The following is a 15763-nucleotide window of genomic DNA, read 5'->3' on the forward strand; positions in this document are numbered from 1 at the left end:
TGATGGATCGATAAGTTATCGCTTATTGGGGCAATAGACTTCCGGGCGTCGCAAGAAGGGACACATTTAGTCGGTGCGGCAGCGATATTGACGGTATGCTGCTGTCCGCTATTCCAGTGTGTAGCCGGTTGGGAATTATTGGGCAGACGGAGAACCGTAGTGCCCGGGGGAGCAGGTTTGTTACGCGGCGGTTTCGAAAAGGAGCCATTCAGGGTCGGGCAGTTCACTGCCCAGCCTTTCAGCAATTGCCTGGAGCATAACGGCGAAACCTACGCGGTCGAACCGCTTGTGATGGACGTGCTATGCTTCCTTGCCCAGCAGGAGGGGAAGGTGGTCAGCCGGGATGAGCTGATCAACCACGTCTGGTATTTCAATCCCGGGGCAGACGAGAGCCTGACCCGGGCAATCTCCCTGCTGCGACAGATATTCCGCAAGGACCAGTCTATCCCCAAGTATATCGAGACAGTCTGGAAGCGGGGCTATCGACTTCTCGCACCCGTCGAGGAGGGCACGCCCCAGACACTCGAGCCGATGCCGGAAGCTGTCTTGCGCAGGGACCATCCCGACTACTCGGTGGCTATCCTGCCTTTCGCCAGCCTTTCTGCCGATGCTTCGCAGGAATTCCTGGCCGACGGGCTGACCCGCGATCTCACGCGGGTCATGTCGCGCGTGCCGCGTCTGAAAGTTGCGGCTTACAGTTCCGCCGCGCAGGTGCGCGAAGGATCTGCACCGGTAGAGGATATCGCCGAGAAGCTGGGAGTGCGATACATCGTGTCCGGCTCCATCACGCGTCACGGGGACAAGGTCTCCCTTCGCGCATCGTTGATGGATGGAGCGACAGGTAGCCAGGTGTGGTCGCACAAACTGACGACCGATCTCGAAAAGCTGTTCGATATAGAGGACAAGCTCGTGCTCGACCTGTCGAGTGCGATGGCCAGCGCGCTGCAGATCGCTCATGCGGAAGTCGCGCTTACGGGTCGCGGTTTCCAGCTCAACGCTTATGAGCTGGTCCAGCGCGCGGAGGCCCTGCGCATGAATTACAACGCGGATACCGCGCACGAGATCATCGCGCTTCTGAGGCAGGCACTCGAAAACGACCCCGAAGATGCGGCCGTGCACGCAGGCCTCGCGATCCAGTACACGCAGAACGTGGTGAGCAACTTTCCCGGCACGCCGCCCGATGCCTTCGAGAGGGCACGCCGCCACGTCGATACGGCCATGCAGCTTGCTCCGAACGATCCGGAAGTACTGCTGGCCGCCGGTATCGCCGCTACCATGATGGGCAATGCCCGGCTTGCCGTTCGCCAGCTCGCTCAGGCGCTGGAGCGCGATCCGAACAACTCACACACGCTGGCGGTGCTCGGCTGGCAACTGTGCTGGCTCAACGGCGATCCGGCGGGGCGGAGAATGATAGAACTGGCCGAAGAGCGTGCGCCGCACCATCCGCGTTACGCGGTCTGGGCGCATTATCGCGGCCACTGCGAAATCCGGCTGGGTCACGTCGAACGAGCGATCGCCGCTTACGAGGACGGGGTGGATCGCAATCCCAATTACAGCCTCAACCTTGTCACCCTGGCGATGGCGCAAAGCCGTGCCGGGAAGCACGTGGATGCGCGCACTACGATTGCGCGGATCCGCGCAATCGCGCCAGACTACACGCCGGACGACCTGGAAGAACTGGCCCGGCGCATGGTCTATTGGTTCGAAAGCGACGAGGACAGGAGCGCTTGCCTCGCAGCGTTGCGCCGGGTCTGGCCGCACGAGAGCGAACTGCAAGCTGCCATGTCGTGAGCCGCCGCCTGCCCCATCTGCCCAGACATGGGGCACGGCCAGCAGGGGCAATGATCCGTGCGCTCGCGACATTCTTCGCCGTCTCGACCGCCAGCCAGGCAATCGCGCAAGGCCAGGCGCCCGCTACGAACGCGGGGGAGAGTAGATGCCTCGATGAAGCTCGTTGCGACAGGAGTATCCTCGTCACGGCGCGACGGCAGGTGGAGCAAGCGCAGGATGCAGGCATCGCTGCCACCATCCTGACCGGCGAGACCCTGACCGATTTCGGGGTAACGGATCCGCGCGACCTGACCCGGCTGGTTCCATCGCTAACAGTTCAACCGGTAGATATTTCCACCAGCTTCTCCATCCGCGGCGTGGGTGCACTGGCCATCAATGCCTTCCAGGAAAACGCCGTCGCCTACAACGTCGACGGTATCTATTTCGCGCGGCCGTCTGCCCCTGCCGGGACGCTTTTCGACATCGAGCGGATTGAAGTGCTGAGAGGGCCGCAGGGAACCCTGTACGGTCGCAATGCCACAGCGGGTGCCGTCAACGTGGTGTCGCGAATGCCCGTACTGGGGGAGACATCGGCGAACCTGCTGGCAGAACTCGGCACCTATGACACGCGCAAGTTGCAAGGTGGCGCGAGCGTGCCCTTGGGCGAGCGCGCCGCGATCCGTTTGGCCGGGCAATGGTCGCGCCACGATGGCTATCTTTCGGATGGTTACGACGACGAGAATATCGTTGCAGCGCGAGCCAACCTGCTGCTGGCACCAGCTGAAAATGTCGAACTTATCCTTTCCGCCGATTACGCACGGATCGGGGGGCGCGGCAAAGGAGCCGTACTCTTCCCGTCAGACCGAACGCCGGATGCGCCCGATCCCGATCGCTTCATCGGTGCCTCGGCCCCGCGCATCACGCAGATCCTGCAAGATCGCTCCTTCAGTCTATTCCGCGCAAATCCGTCCCTTGCGGCCCTTTCCGACGAGCAGATTCGCAACCTCGTAAGCGTTCCGCTGGACGACGGCTTCCAGCGCAGCGAGTTCTGGGGGCTTTCGGCCCGGATGCGCCTCGACCTTAGCTTCGGCGAACTCAACACGGCGGCGGGATACCGGCGGTCCAGCCCCGACCTGCTGACTTACAATCCCGGTTTCCCGTCACGCATTGATGAGACATCCGACCAATTCACGGCTGAAATCAGCCTTGTCGGCGCGGCAAGCGAAAGGCTGGATTACATAGTCGGCGCTTACTATTTTGCCGATGACACCGACAGCTTCAACAATTACGACCAGGGCGCACTGGCCAACCCGGAATATCGCCCCCGGCTGCAGACCGAAAGCGTGGCTGGATTCGTTTCGCTGACATGGCACCTATCGCCGGCAGTCCGCCTCCTGACGGGAGGCCGTCTCACGTATGAGACAAAGTCGCTGGAAGGTGCCGTTGGCAACCGCACCGTCTTCAACCCTACCGCCCCACTCGTCCCAATCGCTGGAAGACGCCAGGCTGATCGGCTGACATGGAACGTGGGAGCCGAGTGGGACGTGGCACGATCCACCCTTCTCTACGGCTCGGTAGCAACCGGCTTTAAATCCGGCGGCTTCTTCCCGTCGGCGGGCCAGAACCAGTATGCCCCTGAAACGCTCATCGCCTTCACGCTTGGCACCAAGAGCGCATTTCTTGATGATCGCATTACGCTGAATATCGAAGCTTTCCACTGGCGGTACCGGGATCAGCAAATCAGCTATATCGGGCCGGTGGAAGTGACACCCGGCAATTTCGGTCAGGCGGGCGTCACCGTCAACGCGGGAAGTGCACGCATGAGCGGAGCCCAAGCCGAACTCGCGTGGTTTCCCCTCCCAAACACCGAGCTGAGGGCTGATGTTCAGTATCTCGAAGCCGAATATGGCAGCCTCGAATACGATGCCATTTCGGCCGGCGGGGCACCGCTGCTGACCACATGTGACGTGACTGACGACCCGCGCGAAGCGGCGCCGCCGATCCGTCTTTTCAGGGTGAATTGCTCGGGAAAGCCCGGGCTGAACGCGCCGCGCTGGACCGCCAACTTCGCAGTCCGTCAGGCGATCGATCTCGGCAATGCCTACACCCTGGTCGTGGCCGCCAATTCACGCGTCGAAAGTGGTAGCTTCATCAACCTGGATTACCTCGCAGATCAGCGACGCAATGCCCACAGCATCACCGGTGCGTCGATCGAACTTACGCGCAGGGGGGCACCGTGGAGCGTGCGCGCTTATGTCGACAATATCGAGGACACCGCCGTCATCTCTGCCGGACTGACCCGGCCGATTATCAACGTCTCGCTGCTATCTGTACGTCCACCGCGGACCGCAGGGATCCAGCTGCGCCTCAAATTCGGCGAATGACGCAAAAAAGCCCCACCGGAAACCAGTGAGGCGGAAAAAAGAATGACATTCGAAGACGGTGGTTGCGGGAGTTGGATTTGAACCAACGACCTTCAGGTTATGAGCCTGACGAGCTACCGGACTGCTCCATCCCGCGGCACCGTAGTGTCGACGTCGTATAGAGACGCCAAAAGGGCCGCCCTTGCGGGTCAGCCCTCTGACTTGTGAATGGGTTATTTCCTTGCCTGCTCGCCGGCTACAATGCCTGGCGGCGTCCTACTCTTCCAACGCTTAAGCGTTAGTACCATCGGCGCTGCCTGGTTTCACGGCCGAGTTCGAGATGGGATCGGGTGGGTCACAGGCGCTATGGCCACCAAGCAATGAAGCCGGCGTGCGGACAAGGTTTTAAATCGATGCACCAATCAGGTGTGCTTGTTGAAGGCGTCATTATCCGGCTGGACAAATCCTCCACAACGCTAAGCCACTCAGGCCTGACGTTGATGGTGCAGATTCACCAAGCGCGAACAGAACTATTAGGACTGGTTAGCTCCATGCATTACTGCACTTCCACACCCAGCCTATCAACGTCGTGGTCTACGACGGTTCGATGATTGTTAATCTCGAGGGAGGCTTCCCGCTTAGATGCTTTCAGCGGTTATCCCGTCCATACATAGCTACCCTGCTGCACCGCTGGCGCGATGACAGGTACACCAGAGGTATGTTCACCCCGGTCCTCTCGTACTAGGGGCAACTCCTCTCAACAATCGACGCCCACGGCAGATAGGGACCAAACTGTCTCGCGACGTTCTGAACCCAGCTCACGTACCACTTTAATTGGCGAACAGCCAAACCCTTGGGACCTGCTCCAGCCCCAGGATGTGATGAGCCGACATCGAGGTGCCAAACACTGCCGTCGATATGAGCTCTTGGGCAGTATCAGCCTGTTATCCCCGGCGTACCTTTTATCCGTTGAGCGATGGCCCTTCCACGAGGGACCACCGGATCACTATGACCGACTTTCGTCTCTGCTCGACTCGTCAGTCTCGCAGTCAGGCAGGCTTATGCCATTGCACTCTCGCAGCTGGTTTCCAACCAGCCTGAGCCTACCATCGCGCGCCTCCGTTACTCTTTAGGAGGCGACCGCCCCAGTCAAACTACCCGCCACAGAGGGTCCCTGAACCGGATAACGGTTCTAGGTTAGACATCAGAAAACAACAGGGTGGTATTTCACCTATGGCTCCACTCGGACTGGCGCCCAAGTTTCAAAGCCTCCCACCTATGCTACACAGTTCTTTCCTAATGCCACTCTGAAGCTGCAGTAAAGGTGCACGGGGTCTTTCCGTCTAACCGCGGGTATCCCGCATCTTCACGGGAACTTCAATTTCGCTGAGCATATCCTGGAGACAGTGGGGAAGTCGTTACGCCATTCGTGCAGGTCGGAACTTACCCGACAAGGAATTTCGCTACCTTAGGACCGTTATAGTTACGGCCGCCGTTTACTGGGGCTTCAATTCGGAGCTTGCACTCCTCCTCTTAACCTTCCAGCACCGGGCAGGCGTCAGACCCTATACGTCGTCTTGAAGCCGACTTAGCAGAGTCCTGTGTTTTTGATAAACAGTCGCTACCCCCTGGCCTGTGCCCCCTGCAAAGACTTGCGTCGATACAGGGCCTCCTTCTTCCGAAGGTACGGAGGCAATTTGCCGAGTTCCTTCAGGATACTTCACTCAAGCGCCTTGGTATACTCTACCTGACCACCTGTGTCGGTTTCGGGTACGGTCTATATGAAGAGGCTATTTCCCGGGACAACTTGGCAGCCCAACCAATCCGATAAGGTTGAACTACTTCCGCCATCCGTCACACATCTTCAGGCCCACGAATATTAACGTGGTTCCCATCGACTACCCCCTTCGGGCTCGTCTTAGGGGCCGGCTCACCCTGCGCCGATTAGCGTTGCGCAGGAACCCTTGGTCTTTCGGCGAGAGGGCATCTCACCCTCTTTATCGCTACTCATGTCAGCATTCGCACTTCCGATACGTCCACCGTCGGTTACCCTTCGGCTTCACTCGCTTACGGAACGCTCCGCTACCGCTGCAGTAAACTGCAACCCTAAGCTTCGGTGCATATCTTTAGCCCCGGTACATCTTCGCCGCAGGAACCCTTATTTAGACCAGTGAGCTGTTACGCTTTCTTTAAAGGATGGCTGCTTCTAAGCCAACCTCCTGGTTGTTTTGGGATTCCCACATGCTTTCCCACTTAGATATGACTTGGGGACCTTAGCTGTAGGTTAGGGCTGTTTCCCTTTTGACGACGGACCTTAGCACCCGCCGTCTGTCTGCTGGACAAGACTCGATGGTATTCGGAGTTTGGTTAGGCTTGGTACGGCTCGCGCCGCCCGCACCCATCCAGTGCTCTACCCCCATCGGCATACATCCAACGCTCTACCTCAATAGATTTCGCGGAGAACCAGCTATTTCCCGGCTTGATTGGCCTTTCACCCCTAAACACAACTCATCCGATAATTTTTCAACATTAAACGGTTCGGCCCTCCAGTGCGTGTTACCGCACCTTCAGCCTGGTCATGCCTAGATCGCCGGGGTTCGGGTCTAATCCATCATACTCTGTCGCCCTATTCAGACTCGCTTTCGCTGCGCCTACACCTAACGGCTTAAGCTTGCATGGTAGATTAAGTCACTGACCCATTATGCAAGAGGTACGCTGTCACCCCCCAAAGGGGCTCCAACTGATTGTAAGCATTCGGTTTCAGGTACTGTTTCACTCCCCTAATCGGGGTGCTTTTCACCTTTCCCTCACGGTACTGTGTTCGCTATCGGTCATGTACGAGTATTTAGGCTTGGAGGGTGGTCCCCCCATGTTCAGACAGGATTTCACGTGTCCCGCCCTACTCAAGTCCTTCATCATCACTTTCGCATACGGGGCTGTCACCCACTATGGCCACTCTTTCCAAAGTGTTTTGCTAGTTGAAATGAAGGCACTGGCCTGGTCCGCGTTCGCTCGCCACTACTAACGGAATCTCGGTTGATGTCTTTTCCTCCAGGTACTGAGATGTTTCAGTTCCCCGGGTTCGCTTCACCAAGCCTATATATTCAGCTCGGTGATACCTTATCCACCTCTCCACCAATCCCCGAAGGGACAAGAGAAGAAATGGTGAAGGTGGGTTTCCCCATTCGGAAATCGCCGGATCAAAGTTTGCTCACAACTCCCCGACGCTTATCGCAGCGTGCCACGTCCTTCATCGCCTGTACATGCCAAGGCATCCACCAAATGCTCTTACCTCACGCTTGAGAATCCACACCATCAACGACAAGCCTGCATAATGCTTGACCGCTTAAAGATGGTGCGGAGGAATTATCTCAGCCAGATAATCAATTTGATTGATTTGTGATTTGTCATCGACTGGACCAGACCAAAGGCCTTGCCAGCGCGACGACACCTCACGGCATCGATTTAAAAACCCATTCACAATGTCAAAGACAGCGGTCGAAACCGCCTACCCGCCAAACGCGGGATCCGTTTTCTTTTCATCCTGGAGATACTGATCTTGTCTGGTGGAGCCTATCGGGATCGAACCGATGACCCCCTGCTTGCAAAGCAGGTGCTCTCCCAGCTGAGCTAAGGCCCCTTGAGACAAGACTAATGGTGGGCCTGGGTGGATTCGAACCACCGACCTCACCCTTATCAGGGGTGCGCTCTAACCAACTGAGCTACAGGCCCACACTCACCAGTCGCTGGCCAAAAGGCCGCGAGGGGCGTGAGCCAGCTCAGGCGTAAACAGCACAAGCTTGCGCCTGTGTGTTTCTCCAGTGATGAAAGGACATGAGGACGACGGCAATGTTCTTTGGAAAATGAGGAAGCACTTCCGAGCACAAGGCCCGGCGCTTTCCGCATAAATCCTTAGAAAGGAGGTGATCCAGCCGCAGGTTCCCCTACGGCTACCTTGTTACGACTTCACCCCAGTCGCTGATCCCACCGTGGTTGGCTGCCTCCGGTAAACCGGTTAGCGCACCACCTTCGGGTGAAACCAACTCCCATGGCGTGACGGGCGGTGTGTACAAGGCCTGGGAACGTATTCACCGCGGCATGCTGATCCGCGATTACTAGCGATTCCGCCTTCATGCTCTCGAGTTGCAGAGAACAATCCGAACTGAGACATCTTTTGGAGATTAGCTAACCCTCGCGGGATCGCTGCTCACTGTAGATGCCATTGTAGCACGTGTGTAGCCCAGCCTGTAAGGGCCATGAGGACTTGACGTCATCCCCACCTTCCTCCGGCTTATCACCGGCAGTTTCCTTAAAGTGCCCAACTAAATGATGGCAACTAAGGATGAGGGTTGCGCTCGTTGCGGGACTTAACCCAACATCTCACGACACGAGCTGACGACAGCCATGCAGCACCTGTCACTTCGTCCCGAAGGAAGGAATCTGTCTCCAGAAACCGTCGAAGGATGTCAAAGGCTGGTAAGGTTCTGCGCGTTGCTTCGAATTAAACCACATGCTCCACCGCTTGTGCAGGCCCCCGTCAATTCCTTTGAGTTTTAATCTTGCGACCGTACTCCCCAGGCGGATAACTTAATGCGTTAGCTGCGCCACCCAAGTTCTGTGAACCCGGACAGCTAGTTATCATCGTTTACGGCGTGGACTACCAGGGTATCTAATCCTGTTTGCTCCCCACGCTTTCGCACCTCAGCGTCAATCACTGTCCAGCAAGTCGCCTTCGCCACTGGTGTTCTTCCGAATATCTACGAATTTCACCTCTACACTCGGAATTCCACTTGCCTCTCCAGTATTCTAGCGATCCAGTTTCAAGGGCAGTTCCGGGGTTGAGCCCCGGGATTTCACCCCTGACTTGAAAAGCCGCCTACGCGCGCTTTACGCCCAGTATTTCCGAACAACGCTAGCTCCCTCCGTATTACCGCGGCTGCTGGCACGGAGTTAGCCGGAGCTTATTCTCCAGGTACTGTCATTATCATCCCTGGTAAAAGAGCTTTACAACCCTAAGGCCTTCATCACTCACGCGGCATTGCTGGATCAGGCTTTCGCCCATTGTCCAATATTCCCCACTGCTGCCTCCCGTAGGAGTCTGGGCCGTGTCTCAGTCCCAGTGTGGCTGATCATCCTCTAAGACCAGCTATGGATCGTCGCCTTGGTGAGCCTTTACCCCACCAACTAGCTAATCCAACGCGGGCCCATCCAAAGGCGATAAATCTTTGGTCCGAAGACATTATTTGGTATTAGCAGCGATTTCTCACTGTTATTCCAAACCTAAGGGCAGGTTCCCACGCGTTACGCACCCGTGCGCCACTCACCCCGAAGGGTTCGTTCGACTTGCATGTGTTAGGCATGCCGCCAGCGTTCGTTCTGAGCCAGGATCAAACTCTCAAGTTTGTGTCACATACTAAACAGGCATGGGGATAACCCCATCGACCTGCTTGGCATGAGCTTCAAGGAGCCGATACCTGCACTATCAAACGTAATGGATACGAATGAACATGCATCATCACAGACAGAACGTGGTGTTCCGTCAGGATGTGGCTTCGGCTTGGTTACCCGTTACTGCGACCTTGAGTTTCGCAGACGGGGCGCCGTCGCCCACATGTCCCTTCATCAAAAACTAACAATGTCAAAGAACCAACCAGACAATTAAAGGCGGACAGCTAATGGTTCCCCGATTTACACCGGGGGAGCCGGCTGTCCGTTTAATGTTGGCGACCGATGCGAAGTGGCGGTGGAAGCCGTCAGCGCCGCGTCGGTGGAGCCCATCTAGGCGGGGTCGGGGATTCGGTCAACGGCTTTTTGCAATTTTCTTTCAAAAAGTTCGGATTTCGCTCGATAGCTTTGAAAACAAACGATTTTTTTGAGGGCGGACTTTCCAGAACCGCTCGGTGCCCCAGCCTGCCCCTCGGCCCAAACGGTTGATTTGGTGTCCTGAAGAGCCGGATTCGTCCGATTCCATGCATCGACAGCGCTAAACCGCAGCGTGAATCTGCCATCAAATCGGCATTCCTCCCTTTCTCTTGGCGATGGATTCGCGAATCTCACGCCCATTGAGGCAATCTTTACGCCCGCACGCGTAATGCGCGCGTGCAATGAGCAGCTCCGAAGCCTCCCTCCCCCTCCCTTCTTTACGTGCGCGCGCACGCGTGGCGGTGATCGTACCGGCGTATGGGGTTGCCCATCTTCTTGGTGAGGCTCTCGAATCGCTGCTGGCGCAGACGATGGCCGACTGGGAATGCGTCGTGGTGGACGATGGCGCGCCCGACGATGTGGCCGGGGCCGTCGCACCGTTCCTTCAGGATCCGCGCATTACCCTGCTGCAAACCGATAACGCAGGCGTTTCCACCGCGCGCAACCGGGCGATCGCGGCCAGCCGTGCGCCATTGATCGCTCTGCTGGACGGCGACGACATGCTCCGCCCGGATTACCTGGCGCAGACCTGTGCAGCCCTGGAAGAAGACGAATCCGCGCGCCTGGTGACGGTAAATGCGCGAATCTTCGGGGCCGTGCCGCAAGAACGGATGTGTTTCCCGGCAAAGCAGGGCACCGGCGACGGGCGGCGGGGTAGCCTGGCCGATGTGCTGGACCGCAGCTTTGGCGTCTACATAGGCTCCACTTTCCGGCGCGCCGATTTCGAGGCCGTGGGGGGATTCGATGCGGGCATGACCCACGCCGAAGACTTCGACCTGTGGGTACGGCTGATGCTGCTGGGAGGGCACGCCCTCTATATCGACGATGTGCTTGGCGATTACCGCGTTCGCAGCGCCTCTGCCTCGGCTGCGGAAATGAAGATGCTCAAGGGCAATATCCGCACATTCGAAAAGGCGCTGGAAAAGCTGCCGGACGATGCACCCGAGGCGCAAACAGCGCGCGCCATGATAGCCGACAACGAGCGGCAATTGCGATTCGCGCTGGCGGCAGACCGGGTGATCGACGGCGAAACGCGGGCGCTGGGCGATTTGAGGTCAAGCGCCAGCCCCGAGCTTGGCGTGGTCTGGCGATTCTATTTCGCCCTGTGGTCGATCCTGCCCATGCTCGCTCCCCCGATGCTGGCATTCCGCCGGCGGCGTAACGCACGCGGTGCCGGAGTCAGCGAACACGAGTCGACACCGCAGCCGAAGGCGGCGACGGCATGAGTTCGGCGATGAGCGTGCGGGGCGCAGCCCTGCTGGCCATGGCGAGCCAGATGGGTGCGTTCATCATCCAGTTCGCCGCCAGCGTAATCCTTGCGCGCTGGTTCATCGATCCCGACGAACTGGGCCTTTTCACCATCGCCTTCTCGTTCGTATCCTTGCTGGCGGTGCTGCAGGAATTCGGCATCAATCGCTACGTCGCGGGAGAGCCGGACCTCGACGACGATGGTGTCCGTACCGCATTCACCGTGTCGCTGGCGATAAGCTGGACGATTGCGGTTCTGTGCGTGCTGCTCAGCTGGCCGGCTGCCGCCTTCTATGATCTGCCCGGCCTGCTGCCGCTGCTGCTGGTCGTCGCGGCGAGCTATTTCTTCGTGCCCTTGGCAACCGTTCCCATGGCGCTGCTGCACCGGCGCATGGATTTCCGCTCCAACACCATGATCGAGATCGGGGTGGTGCTGACCAACGCCGCTGTCGCCATCACCCTGGCCTGGTACGGCTACGGCGCGATCGCCCTGGCCTGGGGGGCCTTTGCCCAGCAGGTGGCGCGGGCGGCGATTGCCCAGTGGCGGGTGGGTGGCAAGCTACCGATCCCCCCGCGAATCGAAGGCGCGTGGCCGGTGCTGCATTTCGGCGGCTTCTCCACGGTGCTCAACGGCATGTCGCAGCTCGGCTCGCGCCTTCCCGAACTTCTGATCGGGCGGCTGCTCGATACCGTCGCCGTGGGTCTGTTCGCCCGCGCCTACGGCCTTGCCTGGCAGCTGCGCTGGCTGGTGAGCGGCGGGATGACCACGGTGTTCTACCCGGCCTTTGCCCGCTTCCGTGACCGTGGCGATCCACTCGGCCCGCATTACGAACGCGTCACTGCCAGTTTCACGGCCCTGACCTGGCCCACCATGGCCGGCCTTGCCGCCTGTTCGGTGCCAGTGGTGAACATCCTCTACGGCGAGCGCTGGCTGGGCGCGGCACGGCCGCTGGAATGGATTGCCATGGCGCAAATCTTGATGATCGCCCTGCCCCTGCATGTCGAACTGCCAATCCTGCTGAAGCGCACGCGCCCCCTGCTCTGGCGCTTCGGTCTCGATACCGCCGTCTCCGTCGTGCTGCTGGCGATCGGCGCGATGTTCTCTCTGGAAGCCGCCGCTGCTAGCCGCGTTGCCTATGGCTTTGCCTGGCTCGCCATCCATGCACCGTTCCTGCAAGGCGTCGTCGGGTTCCGTTGGAGCGCGCTGCTGCGCATCTGGCTGCAATCGGCGCTGGTGACAGGGGCGGCGGTGCTGCCGGTGTGGCTCTCTTACAGATATGTCGCGCCCGCACTGGAGGCCGGCTTTCTCCAAGTCTTTGCCGCCGCCGTGATCGGTGTCGTGCTGTGGCTGGTCACCCTGCGCCAGATTCGCCACCCGGCCTATTTCGAGATCCACCACTTCGCCAGCCATGCGCTTAGCCGGTTTGGCTGGGCACGCCTCGTGCCTGCCCCGCGCCCTGCCTCGCACTAGCCCGGCTTGGGCCTTGGCCCGCTGCGTGGTAATACCCTCACCACAAGCTCGCCGTGGTCCGGGACACCTCGTCGGGCAGGAGAGAGGCAATGCACTGGATTGCGACCGCAGGCGCGCTGGCCCTGCTCACCCCCGCCATGGCGGAAGATGTTCCCGAACCGGCCCGCCCACCGTCCGCGCAAGAAAGCGCTTCGGACGATATTTCGGCAGCGCCGATCGTTATCGAAACCATCGCCATGGAAACGGAGCGCTATCGCCGGATGACGGTGCCGGTCACCATCATGGGCGAGGGACCTTTCGCATTCATGGTCGACACCGGATCGCAGGCCACCGTGCTTTCGCGCAGCCTGGCAGAGCAGCTCGACCTGACGGACCGCGAACCCGCAACGCTGGTCGGCATGGCCAGCAGCCGCGCGGTGGAGACGACCATCGTGCCCCGGTTCCAGCTGGGCGAGCGCAGCCTGACCCTGCGAACCGCGCCAGTCCTGGAAGGTGCCCATATCGGCGGGGCGGACGGCATCCTCGGTCTCGATTCGCTGCAGAACCAGCGCGTCCTGCTGGATTTCGCAGGCGGCACGATGCAGGTCTCCGACTCTGTCGGTCCTGGCGGCAGGGGCGGGTACGACATCGTCGTTCGTGCGCAGGAACGGCTGGGCCAGCTGATCATCCACCGTGCCCAGATCGATGGCGTGGGTGTCGACGTAATGCTCGACACCGGGGCGCAGGGTTCGGTCGGCAACCTCGCGCTGCGGGAAAGGCTGCGCCGCCGCGAGCAACTGGACGATGCGGTCATCACCGATATCAACGGCGTGCGCACCAGCGGGGAAACCCGCATGGCCCGGCGGCTGGAACTGGGCACCGCTCAGATCAACAATGTCGTCGTCTCGTTTACCGATTCTCCCACCTTCCACTCCCTTGGCCTGGTGGAACGGCCCGCATTGATCCTGGGCATGCGCGAAATGCGGCTGTTCAAGCGAGTTGCCATAGACTTTCGCTCTCGCCGCGTGCTGTTCGACCTGCCCGGCGATGTCCCGATCGACCAGGTCTGGCATTTCAACCGCCGGGCCAGCAGGTTGAACGACTAGGCCGACACGCCGCCTCGCGCTTGCCCTTCCCTGCCCAAGGCCCCACCTTGGCGCGGTGAGAGATTTCGGCGACAGGACGGGGACCAGGACAGCAAGCGGCGAAAGCGCCGACTGGGCGACCATGCGCCGCTTCCTGCCGTACCTCTGGCCAAAGGGCAGGCCGGACCTCAAGCGCCGGATCGTCGGCGCGGGGATCCTCGTCCTGCTGGCCAAGGCCGTCGTCCTCACCCTGCCCTTTGCCTATGCCCGCGCAGTCGACACCATGGGCGCTGACGGCGAGCCGGCCATCTGGGTCGCGATGGCGCTGGTGATCGCCTATGCTGCGGGCCGGTTCGGCAGCGTGCTGTTCGACCAGTTGCGCAACATCATTTTCAACCGCGTGGGGCAGGACGCGGTGCTGGGCCTGACCGAAGATGTCTTCGCGCGGTTGCACCAGCTTTCGCTCCGGTTCCACCTCTCGCGCCGCACGGGCGAGATCACCCGCGTGGTGGAACGCGGGACGAAATCGATCAGCTCGATGCTCTATTTCCTGCTGTTCAACATTGCCCCCACCGCCATCGAACTGGTGGTAGTAAGCGTTATCTTCTGGACCATCTTCGGCTGGGAGCTCGTTGCCGCAGTCGCGGTTACCGTCGTTAGCTTTATCTGGATCACGCAGGCCATCACCGAATGGCGCGTGAAACTGCGCAAGGAGATGAACGACCTCGACGGACAGGCCATGGCCCGCGCGGTCGACAGCCTGCTGAATTACGAGACCGTGAAATACTTCGGCGCAGAACACCGGGAGCGCGAACGGTATTCGCGCAGCGCCGGGCAATATGCCGAGGCCGCGATAAAGACCGAGAATTCGCTGGGTATGCTGAACATCGTTCAGGCCGTCATCCTCAACCTGATGATGGGCGCGGCGATGGCGTGGACCGTATGGGGCTGGTCGCAAGGGCGCCTGTCGCCGGGCGACCTGGTACTGGTGAACACCTACCTGCTGCAGCTTTTCCGTCCGCTCGACATGCTCGGCTGGGTCTACCGCACGATCCGCCAGGGATTGATAGACATGGCCGACATGTTCGGCCTGCTCGATCGCCCGGTAGAGGTCGAAGACCGCCCCGGCGCACCCGCGCTGGTGGTGAAGCGCCCTACCGTCACTTTCGAGAACGTGGATTTCGGCTACGAGCGTGACCGGCAGATCCTGCACGGCCTTTCGTTCGAGGCGCCGGCGGGAAGCACCGTTGCACTGGTGGGGCCATCGGGCGCGGGCAAGAGCACTATCGGGCGGCTGCTGTTCCGCTTCTATGATCCGTGGAACGGGCGCATCTGCGTGGATGGCCACGATATCCGCGAGGTCACGCAGGAGAGCCTGCGGCGCAATATCGGCATCGTCCCGCAGGATTCGGTGCTATTCAACGACACCATCCGCTACAACATCGCCTATGGCCGCGACGATCCCAGCGACGAGCAGGTGCGCCGCGCCGCCGCCGATGCATCCATCCTGCCGTTCGTGAACGCATTGCCCCACGGTTTCGAGACCGAGGTGGGCGAGCGCGGGCTGAAGCTGTCGGGCGGGGAGAAGCAGCGCGTGGCGATTGCCCGCACCTTGCTGAAAGATCCGCCCATCGTGCTGCTGGACGAGGCGACAAGCGCGCTCGATTCGCGCACTGAGCAGGACATTCTCGCGACGCTTAAGCGCGTCTCGGCCCACCGCACCACCATTGCCATCGCGCACCGGCTTTCGACCATTGCCGATGCCGACATCATCAACGTGATGGAGGCAGGGCGTATCGTCGAGCACGGCAGTCACGGCGATCTGCTGCGCCGGGACGGTCTTTACGCAGAGATGTGGAACCGGCAGCAGAGCGAGGACACCGACACGCGCGAAGCGGCCGAATAGTCCTCGCCCCGCCGAGCCG

6 protein-coding genes, 3 tRNA genes and 3 rRNA genes are annotated in these 15763 nt (G+C 60.0%); 6 read left to right on the forward strand and 6 right to left on the reverse strand.

Annotated elements, in window-relative coordinates:
- The first annotated feature begins 159 nt into the window (after positions 1-159).
- Positions 160-1791, forward strand: a complete 1632-nt coding sequence (locus D2V07_RS10980; protein WP_147366947.1) for a winged helix-turn-helix domain-containing protein — start codon at positions 160-162, stop codon at positions 1789-1791.
- Between the two features lie 50 nt (positions 1792-1841).
- Complete coding sequence (locus D2V07_RS10985; protein ID WP_119587027.1) at positions 1842-4154, forward strand: TonB-dependent receptor; 2313 nt, start codon at positions 1842-1844, stop codon at positions 4152-4154.
- Between the two features lie 59 nt (positions 4155-4213).
- Here the strand turns inward: D2V07_RS10985 and D2V07_RS10990 are convergent.
- The 6 genes from D2V07_RS10990 to D2V07_RS11015 form a co-directional block, all read right to left on the reverse strand.
- A tRNA-Met gene (locus D2V07_RS10990) sits at positions 4214-4290 on the reverse strand.
- A gap of 106 nt (positions 4291-4396) precedes the next feature.
- A 5S ribosomal RNA gene (rrf, locus tag D2V07_RS10995) occupies positions 4397-4511 on the reverse strand.
- Positions 4512-4646: 135 nt separating this feature from the next.
- Positions 4647-7435, reverse strand: a 23S ribosomal RNA gene (locus D2V07_RS11000).
- A 262-nt stretch (positions 7436-7697) separates the two neighbouring features.
- A tRNA-Ala gene (locus tag D2V07_RS11005) sits at positions 7698-7773 on the reverse strand.
- Between the two features lie 15 nt (positions 7774-7788).
- Positions 7789-7865: transfer RNA gene (locus D2V07_RS11010), tRNA-Ile, on the reverse strand.
- A 184-nt stretch (positions 7866-8049) separates the two neighbouring features.
- Positions 8050-9536 (reverse strand): 16S ribosomal RNA (locus D2V07_RS11015).
- Together the 16S, 23S and 5S rRNA genes with 3 tRNA genes alongside form the textbook arrangement of a ribosomal RNA operon.
- Positions 9537-10237: 701 nt before the next feature.
- On the opposite strand from D2V07_RS11015, the gene D2V07_RS11020 reads away from it, so the two are divergent.
- The 4 genes from D2V07_RS11020 to D2V07_RS11035 all read left to right on the forward strand — a co-directional run bounded on the left by D2V07_RS11020 (position 10238) and on the right by D2V07_RS11035 (position 15744).
- Positions 10238-11281, forward strand: a complete 1044-nt coding sequence (locus tag D2V07_RS11020) for a glycosyltransferase family A protein (protein WP_119587028.1) — start codon at positions 10238-10240, stop codon at positions 11279-11281.
- On the forward strand, positions 11278-12774 hold the full coding sequence (locus tag D2V07_RS11025) for an oligosaccharide flippase family protein (RefSeq protein ID WP_119587029.1): 1497 nt from the start codon (positions 11278-11280) through the stop codon (positions 12772-12774). The genes D2V07_RS11020 and D2V07_RS11025 overlap by 4 nt, the downstream gene beginning before the upstream one ends.
- A gap of 89 nt (positions 12775-12863) precedes the next feature.
- Entirely contained in the window at positions 12864-13859 is a 996-nt protein-coding gene (locus D2V07_RS11030; protein ID WP_119587030.1) for an aspartyl protease family protein, read from the forward strand.
- A gap of 121 nt (positions 13860-13980) precedes the next feature.
- On the forward strand, positions 13981-15744 hold the full coding sequence (locus D2V07_RS11035; protein ID WP_119587199.1) for an ABCB family ABC transporter ATP-binding protein/permease: 1764 nt from the start codon (positions 13981-13983) through the stop codon (positions 15742-15744).
- Positions 15745-15763 lie beyond the last annotated feature (19 nt).

This window comes from Aurantiacibacter zhengii (assembly GCF_003584125.1).
GTDB classification, from domain to species: domain Bacteria; phylum Pseudomonadota; class Alphaproteobacteria; order Sphingomonadales; family Sphingomonadaceae; genus Alteraurantiacibacter; species Alteraurantiacibacter zhengii.

Bases quoted from the DNA above. Each gene is read 5' to 3' on its own strand.
- D2V07_RS10985 (WP_119587027.1), top strand. From the start codon at position 1,842: ATGATCCGTGCGCTCGCGACATTCTTCGCCGTCTCGACCGCCAGCCAG.
- D2V07_RS11020 (WP_119587028.1), top strand. From the start codon at position 10,238: ATGAGCAGCTCCGAAGCCTCCCTCCCCCTCCCTTCTTTACGTGCGCGC.
- D2V07_RS11025 (WP_119587029.1), top strand. From the start codon at position 11,278: ATGAGTTCGGCGATGAGCGTGCGGGGCGCAGCCCTGCTGGCCATGGCG.
- D2V07_RS11030 (WP_119587030.1), top strand. From the start codon at position 12,864: ATGCACTGGATTGCGACCGCAGGCGCGCTGGCCCTGCTCACCCCCGCC.
- D2V07_RS11035 (WP_119587199.1), top strand. From the start codon at position 13,981: ATGCGCCGCTTCCTGCCGTACCTCTGGCCAAAGGGCAGGCCGGACCTC.